Annotated in this window: 15 protein-coding genes and 1 pseudogene; 13 read left to right on the top strand and 3 right to left on the bottom strand. The window is 44.2% G+C overall.

Features of this window, described 5'->3' with window-relative positions; genetic code table 11:
- The first annotated feature begins 3 nt into the window (after positions 1-3).
- The 3 genes from B0G52_RS24570 (at position 4) to B0G52_RS24560 (ending at position 4,939) form a co-directional block, all read left to right on the top strand.
- On the top strand, positions 4-1,305 hold the full coding sequence (locus B0G52_RS24570; RefSeq protein ID WP_094048177.1) for a D-alanyl-D-alanine carboxypeptidase family protein: 1,302 nt from the start codon (positions 4-6) through the stop codon (positions 1,303-1,305).
- A 111-nt stretch (positions 1,306-1,416) separates the two neighbouring features.
- Positions 1,417-2,661: a multicopper oxidase family protein gene (locus B0G52_RS24565; protein ID WP_094048175.1), complete on the top strand. Its 1,245-nt coding sequence runs from the start codon at positions 1,417-1,419 to the stop codon at positions 2,659-2,661.
- A 43-nt stretch (positions 2,662-2,704) separates the two neighbouring features.
- A complete protein-coding gene (locus tag B0G52_RS24560; RefSeq protein WP_143762629.1) occupies positions 2,705-4,939 on the top strand; it encodes a spermidine synthase family protein in 2,235 nt (744 codons plus the stop codon).
- A gap of 562 nt (positions 4,940-5,501) precedes the next feature.
- Here the strand turns inward: B0G52_RS24560 and B0G52_RS36705 are convergent.
- Both B0G52_RS36705 and B0G52_RS36700 read right to left on the bottom strand, forming a co-directional pair.
- A complete protein-coding gene (locus tag B0G52_RS36705; protein ID WP_198960719.1) occupies positions 5,502-5,738 on the bottom strand; it encodes a methyl-accepting chemotaxis protein in 237 nt (78 codons plus the stop codon).
- On the bottom strand, positions 5,719-5,790 hold the full coding sequence (locus B0G52_RS36700; protein ID WP_369827130.1) for a hypothetical protein: 72 nt from the start codon (positions 5,788-5,790) through the stop codon (positions 5,719-5,721). Before B0G52_RS36700 ends, B0G52_RS36705 begins: the two co-directional genes overlap by 20 nt.
- A 287-nt stretch (positions 5,791-6,077) precedes the next feature.
- Here B0G52_RS36700 and B0G52_RS24550 point away from each other — a divergent pair, with 287 nt between their 5' ends.
- The 5 genes from B0G52_RS24550 (at position 6,078) to B0G52_RS24530 (ending at position 9,093) form a co-directional block, all read left to right on the top strand.
- Positions 6,078-6,515, top strand: a complete 438-nt coding sequence (locus B0G52_RS24550; RefSeq protein WP_094048168.1) for a rhodanese-like domain-containing protein — start codon at positions 6,078-6,080, stop codon at positions 6,513-6,515.
- Between the two features lie 83 nt (positions 6,516-6,598).
- Positions 6,599-7,000: a D-alanyl-D-alanine carboxypeptidase family protein gene (locus B0G52_RS24545; RefSeq protein WP_094048166.1), complete on the top strand. Its 402-nt coding sequence runs from the start codon at positions 6,599-6,601 to the stop codon at positions 6,998-7,000.
- Between the two features lie 158 nt (positions 7,001-7,158).
- Positions 7,159-8,355 carry a murein hydrolase activator EnvC family protein gene (locus B0G52_RS24540; protein WP_094048164.1) on the top strand — a complete coding sequence of 399 codons (1,197 nt, stop codon included), beginning with the start codon at positions 7,159-7,161 and terminating at the stop codon, positions 8,353-8,355.
- A 93-nt stretch (positions 8,356-8,448) separates the two neighbouring features.
- Positions 8,449-8,685, top strand: a complete 237-nt coding sequence (locus B0G52_RS24535; protein ID WP_094048162.1) for a spore germination protein — start codon at positions 8,449-8,451, stop codon at positions 8,683-8,685.
- Positions 8,686-8,724: 39 nt separating this feature from the next.
- Positions 8,725-9,093: a DUF1259 domain-containing protein gene (locus tag B0G52_RS24530; RefSeq protein ID WP_233163015.1), complete on the top strand. Its 369-nt coding sequence runs from the start codon at positions 8,725-8,727 to the stop codon at positions 9,091-9,093.
- An 84-nt stretch (positions 9,094-9,177) separates the two neighbouring features.
- Here the strand turns inward: B0G52_RS24530 and B0G52_RS24525 are convergent, their stop codons facing one another.
- Entirely contained in the window at positions 9,178-9,732 is a 555-nt protein-coding gene (locus tag B0G52_RS24525) for a YdhK family protein (RefSeq protein ID WP_094048158.1), read from the bottom strand.
- Between the two features lie 215 nt (positions 9,733-9,947).
- On the opposite strand from B0G52_RS24525, the pseudogene B0G52_RS24520 reads away from it, so the two are divergent.
- The 5 genes and pseudogenes from B0G52_RS24520 (at position 9,948) to B0G52_RS24500 (ending at position 14,172) form a co-directional block, all read left to right on the top strand.
- A pseudogene (locus B0G52_RS24520) lies at positions 9,948-10,270 on the top strand (metal-sensitive transcriptional regulator).
- Between the two features lie 33 nt (positions 10,271-10,303).
- A complete protein-coding gene (locus tag B0G52_RS24515; RefSeq protein ID WP_094048156.1) occupies positions 10,304-10,504 on the top strand; it encodes a cation transporter in 201 nt (66 codons plus the stop codon).
- A gap of 30 nt (positions 10,505-10,534) precedes the next feature.
- Positions 10,535-12,964, top strand: coding sequence for a heavy metal translocating P-type ATPase (locus B0G52_RS24510; RefSeq protein ID WP_094048154.1), 2,430 nt, complete (start codon positions 10,535-10,537; stop codon positions 12,962-12,964).
- 35 nt (positions 12,965-12,999) lie between these two features.
- Positions 13,000-13,617, top strand: a complete 618-nt coding sequence (locus tag B0G52_RS24505; RefSeq protein ID WP_094048152.1) for an NAD(P)/FAD-dependent oxidoreductase — start codon at positions 13,000-13,002, stop codon at positions 13,615-13,617.
- 189 nt (positions 13,618-13,806) lie between these two features.
- Positions 13,807-14,172, top strand: coding sequence for an MBL fold metallo-hydrolase (locus B0G52_RS24500; protein WP_094048150.1), 366 nt, complete (start codon positions 13,807-13,809; stop codon positions 14,170-14,172).
- The last annotated feature ends 927 nt before the right edge of the window (positions 14,173-15,099 follow it).

The following is a 15,099-nucleotide window of genomic DNA, read 5'->3' as shown; positions in this document are numbered from 1 at the left end:
TACATGATGTTGCAGAAAAGATGGAGTTATCTCTTCCTCGCGTGGTGTACCGTATTTACGTTATTCCCTCTCGCGGCGATGGCAGAAGAAAACGAACAAGTTGGAAAAGTACCCCTGGAACTTATGCTGGAAGCCAAGTCGGCTATTTTGCTTGATGTGAGCACGGGTCAGATTCTCTATCAATCCAATGCCGATATCGCTTATCCACCCGCCAGTATGTCCAAAATGATGACAGAATTTATCGTGATGGAAGAAATAAAAAGCGGAAGATTAAGCTGGGAAGATACCGTCGTCGTGTCTCAAAATGCACAGGATACGGTGGGGTCTAAAGTGTTTTTAGCCGCCGGAGACATTCATACCGTTAAAGAACTTTTTATCGCCATGGCAGTAGGTTCGGCAAATGATGCAACGGTAGCGTTGGCTGAACAAATCGCCGGAACGGAAGAAGCGTTTGCGATCAGAATGAATGAAACGGCTAAAAAACTCCAACTGGATAAAGCCCACTTTATTAACGCAACGGGTTTAGGCCGAGTCGATATGAAGGAAGGGCCGCAATCGATTGAAGGCGAAACGGTCATGTCCGCTCGCGACGCAGCTTTATTGGCCCTTGCCATACAAAGGGAACATCCCGACTTTTTGGACATCTCCAGCTTGTCTTCGTATCAATTCAGGGAACGGGATGAAAAACCGATCATTAATTACAATTGGATGCTTGAAGGCAATAAAGAAGTTCCGGCGTTAAAGAGCTTTGCGTATGAAGGGTTGGATGGCATGAAGACAGGGTTCACCGATGAAGCCGGCTATTGTTTTACCGGAACGGCCGAACGTGAAGGTACTCGGCTGATCAGCGTCGTGATGGGCACAGCCTCGGAATCCCAACGTTTTACGGAAACGAAAAAATTGTTGGATTACGGGTTCGGACGCTTTGAATCAAAAATGGTGCTGCCGGCAAAATCCAAGCTTAAAGGTTTCGAGACGGCGAAAGTCTATAAGGGAAAACAAAAAACAATCGATATCGTGACGAATACGGATATGCGGTTTATGGTGGCAAAAGGTGAAGAACTGCAATTGGAGATTCAAGCGGAGATCGTGGATAAGAGCCAGCTCGTCGCGCCGATCAAACAAGGGACCGTTTTGGGTACTGCGACGATCACCTATTCGTTGAACGGTCAACCGTATATCCGTACCGTGGATTTAATCGCCAACGAAGACGTCGAAAAGTCAGGTTGGTTTCGCTTACTCCTGCAAGCGATCGGCAACTTTTTCTCATCCCTGTTCAAGTCCATTGTGGGTTTATTCTCCTGATTTCATGCAAGCTGTAGGGTGGGCACGGAAATGAAATGGATTTTGTTGGCATAACTTCATCAGTATCTATCCATACTACCGTCCATACGACAGTAGAAGGAGGATATAGCGATGAAGCCTGTCTGGATTACAATTTCAACGTTTTTTGCTTTATTGATCTTGGTTAGCTGCAGCTCCGTAAACCAAGGCTCTGCAATTGAATCATCAAAAGTCAAACAACAACAATTCCATGATCGGGAATATGTGAGGCCGTTGGCCGAGTCGGAAAGCAAAGACAGCTCTGATTCGATTTTGACAACCAAGAAATTAAGAAGCTTATCTGCTTTATCTGAAACCGACTCGATCCAACCTACAGGGCAACTACGGGAATTTAAGCTCGAAGCCAAAATTTCGAAATGGGAGCTCGTTTCAGGCGTGAAGGCAGATGCCTATACGTTTAACGCCACCGTACCAGGTCCAATCATTCGAGCGAAAGAGGGAGACACGATTCGGGTCATCCTTAAAAACAGTCTGCCGGAAGAGACCTCAATTCACTGGCATGGGCTGCATGTACCGAACAAGATGGATGGCGTGCCTTCCTTCACGCAACACGCGATTAAGCCCGGAGAAACATTTGCGTATGAGTTTGTCGCCAATCATGCAGGGACGTACATGTATCATTCACACTTTAACAGCATCCAACAAATCGACAAAGGGTTGTACGGACTGCTGATAATCGATCCACAGAATGAAAAGCTAAAACACGATCGAGAATACACCTTTATGTTTGGCGGATGGAATGTTGCGAAAGAAGCAGGCGGGCAAGGGAAAGAGGAAATGCCAAACATGAGCGATGACGACATGGCTGGAATGTCCAAAGGACAAAATATGCCTTTTAAGAAAAAAGGGAACATCAAAACCATGATGGACAAAGGGCTTCAAACCAAAAGCAGCCCAAATCATCCGCATGCCCAAATGGAAATGCCCTCTAAACCTACTGACGATAAGACTGGAAGTACGGTAATGGGCATGGATTATAATTATTGGACCATTAACGGAAAATCGTTTCCGGATACGCAGCCCATTGAAGTCAAAAATGGCGAGCTTGTTCGTTTTCGTCTAGCCAATATCAGCAATGGCGTACATCCCATGCATTTGCACGGTCACGATTTTCGGGTTATTGCAAAAGACGGACATCCCTTGACTAACCCTCAGATTATGAATACCGTCACCGTCAATCCGGGAGAAACGTACGACATTGATTTCATTGCCGACAATCCTGGCGAATGGGTATTTCATTGTCATGAATTACATCACACGACCAATGCGGATGTAGAGCCAGGCGGCTTGATGGCGCTCGTGAAGTACTTAAAATAAGCATTATCCCTAACCGAAGCCTCTTGGGCTTCGGTTAGTTGGAATGAGCATGAAAGAAGGGATGGATGAGATGGGAGCCTCCATTCGGAAAGATATGAGCTTAACCTTTGGAGCAGCATACGCCCTCATCGTATATGAGGTTTGTTTATCCCGCTTTTTTTCAGCGTTATTTGAAAATCATGCGGTATTTATAGCAATTACCTTAGCGACGCTCGGTATTGGGATAGGCGGCTATTTGTCGAGCCGAACACCAGGAGACTTGTATAGACTGCGCAGCGAATGGCTGGGAGGCTTTTCGCTCGTGCTGGTCGTAGTCGTTTTGATCATGTATGGTATGCCGTATTTCGGTATTTGGTATTATTCGGCTATGGCCATTCTGCCTTTTCTTGTTGGCGGGATGCTTATTTCCTGTGTGATGCAGAATCGACATCTGGAAGTCAGCGTACTTTATTTTTCGGATTTGGCAGGTGCAGGTCTTGGCGCTGTGAGTGCCATCCCACTGATGAACTTAACCAGCCCTTTACAAACCATCTTTCTATTGTCCGCGAGCTTATTTGCCATGAGCTTATTTACACGTGCAAATAAATCGTCATTCCGTAAAAGCGCGGTTTATTTCTTGCTCCTGTTTTTCCTCCTGTATAACGCAATTCTTCCAATAACCGAACAGTTGCCCTTTCGATCTTATCGAACGAGTCCGAGCAACGTCTTTATGGCAGAGAAAAATATCCGAATCGTATTCTCCGATTGGAATGCCTTCTCAAAGACGGACGTATATGATGCCGGAGATGGCCAATTGCTATACATCACGATTGACGGCGGAGCGATGTCTCCCATTTCGAAATACTCAGGCGACTTGAATCTCGTTGATTATTTAAAAAATACGACAAGCTATTTAGCTTTTCAGCTCTTTTCCAAAGAACGGGCCTTGATTATTGGCGCAGGCGGAGGACAAGAAGTGCTGGCTGCCCAATTGGCTGGATTTCAAAAGATTGAAGCCGTCGACATTAATTCCGGGAGTTTTAATGCAGTTAAGGAGTTGTCCGCTTTTTCCGGAGATGTATTTCATCAACCTAACGTACGTGCAGTCATTTCTGATGGTCGAAGTTATATTCGACAATCGAGGCAACAATACGATGTCATTTACTTATCTCTTGTGAAGAAGAAGTCCGAAAATGGATTTGGCATTGCGTTATCAGAAAATTATTTGTTTACCCAGGAAGCCATCACTGCTTATTTGGCGAAATTAAACCCGGGCGGAAAGCTTGCTTTTCTGCTTCACAATGAGAAAGAGTTAGCAAAAGTAAAGAAGGCAACCGAAAACGCGCTTCTTTCTCAAGGAATACCATCAACGCAAATGCAAAACCATTTGGCCGTCATTGGCACTTATCAACATTTGGGGCATGTCGTATGGGGGATGGGAGGAAGTCTGATTACGCGTCCGCTGGTACTGATTGGTACAGAGCCATTTACGACATCAGATGCGCATCGATTAAAGGATGAGGCAAAACACATTCAGCAAATCCCGGTTCATATCCCGTATGTTCAGGACCGCTATCGTTTACTGACAAATACGTTGGAAGAACACCAATTGAATAAAATCTCAAGCCGAGACGATAAACCATATTTCTATCTCATGTCATCCGGAGTTCCGCAAGCTTTTGTATGGCTTCTCCTTGCAATCCTCTCGATGGTTACGATGATCGTACGGAAAACAAACTACGCCCATGGTCGTGCCGTTTATTTTTCAGGAATTGCGATCGGGTTTATCCTCATCGAAACGACGCTAATACAACGATTGATTTTGACTTTAGGCCACCCTACTTATGCTTTTGTACTGGTATTGGGCATTTTGCTGGTTTCTGGCGGAATCGGCAGCTTCGTTTCTGGAAAATGGCGAAAGGGGACCACTCGAAGATTTCATTCGCTCATCTGCATAGCGATTTATGCCCTTGGCGTAAATTCGGCAATCACCTGGTACAATGATCAATTGATTAGTTTGCCCATGCCAGTTCGACTTATTGTTGTAGGGATCCTTTTAGTGCCATTAGGTTTCTTTATGGGCATGCCTTTTCCTATTGGATTAAGCCGAATTCCACCTCGTATCATTGCCATAAGCTGGGCGATTAATGGACTCATGACCGTAGTCGGTTCATTGTTGACGGTCATGATTTCAATGACGATCGGTTTTTCTGCAACGTTGGCGATCGGTGCGGCTATTTATGGGCTGTTGTATGGGATTCAACCTCAACTAGGCATGCAAAATCCTGAAACAGGGTGACCAACCCGTATTCTTGAGAAAGACATCCTTTCCCTTAAACAGAAAAAGACTCGAATACCTATTTCGTATTCAAGTCCCATCATAACCTTTATTCTTGGATTATTGTTCCATATCCATTGTACTGTGATCCATTGTACTCATGCTGCCGTCGGAATTGCTCGGAGTGGGGGGAGTGTTACTCTTACTGCATCCAGCCGCCACCACTAAGGATAAACATAAAACAATAAGCACAATGAATCGATTTGATCTCATGAATAATTACACCTCCAGTGATTGTAAGATGACTCGATAAAATACTACATCACGTAGTTAATAATGGCAAGCTCTCAATTTCTTAAAATGTGAGACAGAGTCCGATAAGCCCTTGGCCATATTATTTAGTGTCTCAGCAGAGTTCAGCATGTCTTTCAAAGAGGCAAGTTGATGTTCCGAAGCTTGCATGACGATTCTGCAGTGCGTATTGAAATGGGCTGCAGATTGAGCCAGATCCTCCATGGTAAACGTAATCTGGTCGACAGCGGTAGAAAGCTGTTCCGATATGGCCGAGACTTCATGGATTTGCTCAGCTACTTGCCCAATAGATTGTAAAATGCGATGCTTCAGTGACCATATGCTTGCCGGATTGCACCTCTGTCGTGTTCTTATCTATGGCTTGCTTAGCTAAAAACGTATTTGCTTGTATGCTTTGAACGATGATATGAATTTGTCGGGCAGAGTCCTCTGATTCTGCAGCTAATTTTCTTACTTCCTTGGCAACAACCGTGAACCCTTGTCCCGATTCACCTGCATGAGGCTTCAATTGCAGCGTTGATCGCTAAGAGTTTCGTTTGAGACGTGATTTGCGTAATCAAGTTCAAGATCCTTTGAATATCATTGGAATGCTGTATTGATACATAGAGGCAATTGACATTAAGACAATTAAAAAAATCCTAATCCCATTTTCAACCGTATACTCATCTTGAATGAATCCCTCTCCCTAAATACGTATTATTGTTTGTGGACTTGATTGTGAGGAAACATTGTGTGGATATTGTGAAGACCACTTGTGTAAAGTCACTATCCTGTTGACCCAACTCCTCATTAACACTACAATACGTAGTAGTAAGGTGTGACATTTTCATGTTGGAGGTCGGGGAACATGATGAAAAAATATGTATTGGGTATTTTATTAGGTCTTAATATTGTCATTGTAGCAATTATCTTGGTATGGAGTTTGAAAGATATGAAAGAAGAAAAATCGTTGCAATTGGTCGATACCCTAAAACTGACAGCCATGATAAAGTCGCAAGAAAATATGGTTATTATCGATTTGCGGGAACCTGATCTATATGGAACGGGTAGAGTACCAGGTTCGATTAACATTCCGTTTGAACAGATTGAAAACCGATTTCAAGAACTTCCGAAAAACAAAAAAATCGTTTTTGTGTGTCATACCGGTCGAATGGGAACGGAGAGCGGTAATCTTTTGTTAAGCAACGATTATTCTCAAGTTTTTAATTTGGAAGGCGGAATGGCGAAATGGTCAGGGGAATTAGAAAATAATCGTTCACTTGAAACAGCTCTCATCGGAGAATAAAACCTGAAAGAGTCCTTCAAGATCAAATCCTTCCGGAAAAAGATAATGAAACCCCTCCATAAAAGTTAGGGGATGCTCAAGTCGTGGCCGATCCCGAAAGCATTACTGTACTCATGAACAAGACATTAATTTTGCCGAAGAATTATAGACCGAAGGAATTGGATTATCCGAATATTCCAAGCAAGATGAAATTTATTTGGCAGGGGTTTCTACGTGTCGTTTTTAAGCAACCCAATCAGCCGTTTTTATATCATTTCGTCAAGCAGGATGGAATAGAAAAGGTGCCAACCTTTAGTGCACTTCCAGGTTCAAGTGCGCATGAGACAGGTTTAGCGATTGATATCTCTGGAATTGATGGAAAGAGCGCCGCTTTGGATTGCTTTGCAGGGAATAAAGCAGCGAAATCGCTTGATCTGCATGCAAACGAATACGTATTTATTATCCGATACCCGTGGGAGCCGACGTCTCCGAGGAAATGGCTTTAAGTGAGAATACTTTTGAAGAATATTTACTGGGCATCTGATATATCTCGAATTAAATGTATTGAATGTGGTCTTGCTTACTAATGTAACCTTAGTTTTCTATGAATATTCTATGTGCACCTAGGGAAGGTAGAACTACATGACGTTCGGAGGTAGTCTTGTTGGCCAAAAAAAGATTTTTCATCGCGCTATTTTTCACTCTCTTCATTGTGACAGGATCAATCAGCTATGCCGTTGTAGGAAATGCGGATACGGAATTAGAACGGATTAATAACGAGCTTCGTAAGCTTGAGCAGCAGATCGAGCGGGAGAAGATGGAGACCCAGGAATCCGAACAAGAACTGAAAGCGGTTAATCAGGAAATTAAAACGACGGAACAAGAACTGAAACAAGTCATGAACAAAATGGAGAAGACAGGGAAGGAAATAGAAAAATTCGAACGAGAAAAAGAGAACTTGACGCTTCAACTTGAGCAGCTTTCTGTCAAGTTAGAAGCCACGCAATTTCGAATTAATCAACGGAGGGAGTTTATAGACGCACGCATCAGATCTATGTATACAGAGGGTCAAGTCTCGTATTTGAACGTTCTTCTGAGCTCAAATAGCATTTCCGATTTTCTCGGTCGAATGGATAACTTGGTTATGCTTGTAAAACAGGATCAAAGAATCGTTGAACAAAACAAGTCTGATCAAGATCAGGTGGGGCAACAAAAAGCGGAAATCGATAGTAAGTTAGCTCAGGCTATAACTTTGATTCGAAATACAGAACAATTGAAGTCGGATCTTAAGAAACAGGAGAACGAGAAGTCTATCATGATCTCGAGTTTAAGCGAGAGAAGCGAGGCGATCGCCGATATTTCCGAAGAGCAAGAAGAGACGCTCATTCGTTTGGCCAGCCAGCAGGCGAAACTGTTAAAACAAAGAGAAGAGGCATCCCAATCTAAGAAAGCGTTCGGAACGGGAGGGAATTTCGTCTGGCCGTTCGATAGAAAATACCCGATTACCTCCAATTACGGCTACCGAACACATCCTATCACTGGGGAAAAGGAATCGTTCCATAAGGGTATCGACATTGGCGCGCCTGGAGGTACCTCTATTCTTGCTGCCGGTTCAGGAAGTGTCATCATTGCCCAATGGATGAGCGGGTATGGCAATACCGTCATCATCGATCACGGGAAGGGGATATGGACGTTGTACGCTCATATTCGGATGAATGGAATCAAAGTCGAGAAGGGCGAACAGGTCAAGCAAGGACAAAAGATCGCTGAAGTTGGATCCACAGGGAATTCCACCGGAAACCATCTTCATTTCGAAGTACGTGAAAATGAAGAAGCTCAAGATCCTGTTAGTTATTTGTAGGTTGTCGGTCTCGCGAATTCGAGCATGCTTCTAGGCACGAATAGGCAACTTCCGGCATAAAATAGGCGGGAAAACAAGGAAAGGGTGAGAATTTTGCCAGCAATTGTAGGAACCTTCAAAATAGTAAGCATGGGCGGAAGTTCAATATTAATTAATGGTGACTCCATACAACTTGCACCGCAAAGTACAACCAAAACATTTGCTGGATCAGGATCTTTTTTAACAGGTGATCTAGCAAGAGCAAACAATGCGATTAGTGCAACAAATACAAATGATCCTGATTTCAGTGATTCTGATCAAAATACGGCGGGGAATGCAGGAGTAATCTAAACACAACGAATGAGATAGCATATCATGGAGGCGTTTTATTTGACGAATGTAGAAACTCTTTGTAAAAGAGGAGGAGAATGGTCAGTGAAACGCGGGGTATGTATGGTTGAAAAATCTCGACCTCAATTACAAGTGAAGATTGCCGGCAGACCTAGCCACTCAGAATTAGCGGGTCATTCTATGTGGTCTTTTGAAAACTTAGACGAACATGCCCAAGCATTAAATCTTGGAGAGACAACCTTGCTTGAAGATGAGGTTTATCCCTTTACGTGGAATTTACAAAAAGATGGGATTGTAATTAGTGCACTTCATAACCACTGGATAATGGATAGACCACGGCTCATGTATGCACATTATATGTCAATTGAAAACCCGATTGCATTTGCCAATAAAGTCGCAAATGCTTAATCAACTACTCAAATGATAATAAGATTTCATAAAGTTCATTTCAGTATGCAAGCTCAGAAAACGATGCTTGCATACTGAACATAATTACTTAACGGAAAGTTCACTTTCAGTTATCCATTTATGATTTTTCACAACTTCGCCACCTGTAGTTGGCGTGTAATCAACCATATAGACTGTTGTTTTTTCCGCCGAATCGATTGTTGCTTTGGCTCCCATCATTCCCTTCATGTGTTCCGCATTTAAGACGACTTCACTACCTGCTTCAAATGGCTTGTCACCCGCATCTTTGATATCCTTCTGGATTACCCATTTATGGTTAGTAACTTTGGGTCCACCCGTCGTTGGTGTATACGACACCGCATATACGGTCGTATCATACGCTCCGACAATTTTAGCTGTGGCACCGTTCATCCCTTCCATGTGATCAGCATGGATGATGGCTTGAGTTCCAACCTTAAACGTCGGGTTTGAAGCTTCTTTTAACCCCTTAGGAACTTCGCCTGAAGCGGAATGATCCATGTCTGCATGATTTGCCGGTTGGCTAGAAGTCGGCGTGTTATCTGGCGCCGATTGATTTGCACATCCGCTTAAAACAATCATTAACACGACGAACCCAGTCATCACAAATTGTTTTCTCATTACAAATTCTCCTTTATTTCGTTATTCAAGCTTCATCAAGAGTATACCCATTCTGACAATCAGAGACACAAAAGCAATTAGACAGCCCATAACGGCTGTCTTTCATATTAAACAGGAGCAGAACAATTCACGGCCGTTATAGGGAAAGGGGATAAATTTAAAAATTGTATTGACACAATATAGGTTAGGGGGGTATAGTAATGATCAAGGAGGTGATGACATTGTGCTTTATTGAAACGAACATCTATGATGCGTGCTGCTCGTCCAATGACGGCCGAAGAAGTCACCATTCATTCGCCTGTAAAGTCGGATTTGACCATTCGCTTAAATCGAATTGAAGGACAAGTTCGCGGTGTGAAAGGCCTGATTGATAAAGATACTTACTGCGATCAGGTGTTAAACCAAATCGCCGCCATCCAAGCTGCACTAAACAGCCTGCGGAAAGTTCTTCTAAGTGGACATATTAAAGAGTGTGTGGTGGATCGCATCCGAAGTTGTAGATGAGCTGCTGCAGACTATTCAAAAGCTGATGAAATAATTACCAATAAACAGTCAAAGGAGAAATAAATCCATGAAAAATGTAACGTTGAAAGTTGAAGGTATGTCTTGCGGACACTGCGTCAATTCGATTGAAGGGGCTTTGAAAACAATCGGGGCAAGCGGAAAAGTCGATCTCTCGGGAGGAACGGTAGTTGTTGCTTACGATGAAAGCCAATTGACGCTCTCTGCCATTAAGGAAGCTATTGAAGAACAAGGATACGACGTGGTGTAACGAAATCGGAAATGAAACGAGGTATTCGTGATGGAAACAGCTAGGCTGGAAAAGGAGCAAACGTCCCTGCAATTAACCGGTATGACATGCGCCGCTTGCGCAAACCGGATTGAGAAAGGACTGAGTAAACTCGAAGGCGTGACGGAAGCGAACGTGAACTTTGCCCTGGAACGGGCGACGGTTACGTACGATCCGAAAAAAGTAAATATCACGCAAATGGAACAAAGCATTCAGAAACTTGGCTACGGTACGGCCAAAGAAGTCGTCGATTTCAAACTGGAAGGCATGACCTGCGCGGCATGCGCGAATAAGATTGAGAAAGGCCTTGGCAAATTATCCGGCGTCACGAATGCTTCCGTTAACTTCGCGATGGAAACCGCACGGGTCGAATATAACGCAGCCGACGTATCTATCGCCGATATGCAACAGCGCGTGGAAAAGCTGGGCTATAAGGCCATACCGAAAAAAGACGAAGCCAATCCTTCGGAGCATCGAGAGAAAGCCATTTCAGAGCAAAAGCGAAAATTGCTCATCTCCGTCGTTCTTTCGCTGCCGCTTCTTTGGTCTATGGTCAGCCACTTTTCGTTTTTATCCTGGATCTGGATGCCGGAACTCTTCATGAATCCATGGTTCCAGTTGGCGCTGGCAACACCGGTTCAATTTTACATTGGAAAACAGTTCTATGTGGGTGCGTTCAAAGCTTTGCGCAATAAAAGCGCCAATATGGACGTACTCGTCTCGCTCGGAACGTCGGCCGCATATTTCTACAGCTTGTACTTAACCATTGAATGGGCCTCGATGGGCAGTATGGCTCACCACGGTCCTGCCATGTATTACGAGACGAGTGCAGTCCTTATTACACTCGTTATTCTCGGGAAGCTGTTCGAATCGCTGGCAAAAGGCCGAACATCCGAAGCGATCAAATCGTTGATGGGGCTGCAAGCGAAAACGGCACTGGTGGTTCGCGATGGGCAGGAAATGACGATCCCGGTCGAAGACGTTCTGGCGGGTGATATCGTATTGGTTAAACCCGGCGAAAAGATTCCGGTAGATGGGGAGGTACTGGACGGAAGCTCGTCAGTTGATGAGTCGATGCTAACGGGAGAAAGCCTCCCGGTTGAGAAAAAAGCTGGTGACCATGTTATTGGCGCAACGATCAACAAGAATGGCAAATTAAAAGTGAAAGCGACAAAAGTCGGCAAGGAAACTGCCCTTGCTCAAATTATCAAAGTCGTGGAGGAAGCACAAGGCTCGAAAGCGCCAATCCAACGGGTAGCAGATGTCATTTCCGGGATTTTCGTGCCGATAGTCGTTGGTATCGCGGTTGCAGCGTTTCTTGTGTGGTATTTCTGGGTTACGCCCGGAGATTTCGCGAATGCGTTGGAAAAGGGAATTGCGATTCTCGTTATCGCTTGCCCTTGTGCACTCGGGCTCGCAACGCCAACCTCCATTATGGCGGGATCGGGCCGTGCCGCTGAGCTTGGCGTGCTTTTCAAGGGCGGCGAGCATCTCGAAGCCACGCATAAGATCGATGCCATTATTCTTGATAAAACTGGTACCATAACGAAAGGTAAGCCGGAACTTACGGATGTTGTCGCACAACAAATGGCTGAAGGTGCATTTCTTCGCTTGGTTGGTGCAGCTGAGAAGGGCTCCGAGCATCCGCTTGCGGAAGCGATTGTTACCGGAATTATAGCTAAGGGTATCGATCTTCCGGCAACTGAACAATTCGAGGCGATTCCAGGGTTCGGAATTCGGGCGGTTGTTGAAGGAAGAGAAGTCCTAGCCGGAACGCGCAAGTTAATGGCGAAATATGAGGTTTCTACCGAGCAGGCTTTTGACCGCATGACTCGGTTGGAGGAAGATGGGAAAACAGCAATGCTGATCGCAATCGACCGCAAGTATGCAGGTCTAATCGCGGTGGCCGATACGATTAAAGAAACGTCGAAAGAAGCTGTAGCCCGGCTTAAACAGATGGGTATCGAAGTCATTATGATTACGGGGGATAACGAACGTACTGCTCAAGCGATTGCCAAACAAGTCGGCATCGATCATGTCCGTGCCGAAGTACTTCCGGAAGGCAAAGCCGATGAAGTGAAGAAACTGCAAGCACAAGGCAAAAAAGTGGCAATGGTCGGGGATGGCATTAATGACGCTCCAGCGTTAGCCATGGCGGATATCGGTATGGCCATCGGGACCGGAACTGATGTCGCGATGGAAGCAGCCGACGTAACACTAATGCGAGGCGATTTGAACAGTATCCCGGATTCGATCTACATGAGCCGTAAAACCATGAGCAATATCCGGCAAAACCTGTTTTGGGCGCTCGGCTACAATACGCTCGGCATCCCGATTGCAGCTATTGGATTGTTAGCTCCATGGGTCGCCGGGGCTGCGATGGCCTTAAGTTCGGTTTCGGTCGTACTGAACGCACTCCGTCTTCAGCGGATGAAAGTATAACGATACAAACAAATACAATCGGGAGAGTGGGAAGAGTGTCTGTGCAGAAGTTTGCCATTACACCTGGTTTTGAAGTTGGGGGAACCGTATTTCGCTCGGAACAACTGGAGATTTTAGGCCGAATAGTGGGCGAAGATGCAAAAATCGAATTGACAACGTTCAAACAATTGTATGTCGCAATGGATGAAACTCGATTGGAAGAAGTACAGAATGAACTACGAGGCGTTGGTTTGCAGATTCATCCTGCCGGATTTTACACGAAGAGCCTGATTGCTTGCAATTTTTGCAAAGGTGCCGTGGAAGCCGGACTGGATATCGCGAAAGAACTCGATGCGGCTATCGCCGGTCATGAGGTACCCAACCCCCTAAAAATTGGTTATGCAGGTTGCGCGCTTGGGACAAGCGAACCGTTACTCAAAGATATTGGTGTAGTTAAAATGAGGGATACATTCGATATTTACGTCGGAGGGGAAGCCAAAGGCTTAAAGGCTGGATTAGCTCAACTGTTAGTATCTGGTATAACAGCAGAACAACTGATTCCGATCATTAAACGACTTATTACGCTCTTTCAGGAGCAAGGCAAGAAGAAAGAAAACTACCGTAGATTTGTTGAAAGAATGACAATAGAAACATTTCGGGATAGCATTGCCTAACATTAGTTTAGATTAAACGGGATTGCACGAAAATTAATATATATAAAAACAGCCTACCTTAAAAAGGATTGGCTGTTTTCATTGTGGTCGACCTTTTGCCAGATACATGACTTAACATTAAATGACTTGTCATTTATATTGCTGATGTAGCCTGTCATTTCATTTACTTTGAAATTCAAAGATGTAGTCATGAAAATTCATGCGATTGAAGTTGGGCGTGTGCATGTTTGTAATGAACATATAGAAGGTTCCAATAACCGTTTATGGGTATTTAAATCGAAATCTTGGGCAAGGACAATACCCATTTATGCGTATCTTATCGAACATCCAAATGGATTAATTTTATTTGATACGGGGGAAAACCCCCGCTGCAACGAACCTACTTATTTTCCATGGTGGGCACTAAAAACAGTGAAATTTGAGGTGCATCAGGAGGATGCAGTTGATAAAAAGTTGCATGCAATCGGATTCCGAGCAGAAGAAATAAAGTACGTTATTCTAAGCCATCTACATAGCGATCACATTGGCGGAGTGCATTTTTTTCAAGAATGCTAGGTTCTTCGTTACAAATCGGGAATGGAAAGACGCTCATCGATTCGGAGCTTCCTTTTTCGGAGGCTATCATAAAAAGCATTTTGAATATCCAAACTTTTCATACGAACTGATTGATTTTACCCTAATGAGAGAAGCTGGAGCATTCCAAATCGGATACGACCTTTTTCGGGATCGAACTTTGATTTTGGTTCCGACTCCCGGTCATACAAGAGGCCATCAATCGCTTCTTATTTATGGCAATCAGCCGGTCTGTATCGCAGGGGATGCGGTGTTTAGTCAACATCATTTAACCGAAGGTATTGTAGACGGTATTGCCTCGCATCATAAATTGTCGATACAATCGATAAATAAATTGCGGGAATGGTCCAGAATGCACGACGCCCCTGTTTTGGGAGCACACGATCCGCATGCAAAATTAATTTTGGAAGAAAGGAAATTTATATGAAAGAGATCGAAGCCATTCGATATATGATATTTGCTATGGAGAGAGAAGGGGCTCGACAATTTCAAGACATTATTAAGACGACTGGAGTCACAGGATCACAAGCTGAGGCAATCCGCGTCATAGATGATTATGGCCCTCTTTCGCTTAAAGAGCTAGGGTCTCTATTATTATGTGAAGGCGGGGCCCTTCGAGACTGGTCGATAACCTTGTGAGAGAAGGGCTAATCCTTCGTTCAGCCTCTGAGGCCGATCGCAGAGCCGTTATTCTTTCATTAAGTGCAATAGGAAAGCATAAAGCAGTAGAAATTAAACATGCCGAAGAACTCATGTATCAAAACCTATCTAAGCAAATCCCGAACCAATTTATACATGAGCTTTATGAGTTATTTAAGCTGATTCTGGAACGGCATCCTATTGGCGAAAGATTAAAGAAACGCAACTTGTTGTAATCGGAGCTAAAAATATGATAAAGAATCGGGACTA

The organism is Cohnella sp. SGD-V74 (assembly GCF_003001675.1).
Lineage (GTDB): Bacteria > Bacillota > Bacilli > Paenibacillales > Paenibacillaceae > Cohnella.
Note: the sequence above shows the minus strand (reverse complement) of the source record. Positions and strands in the feature narration are given on the sequence as shown.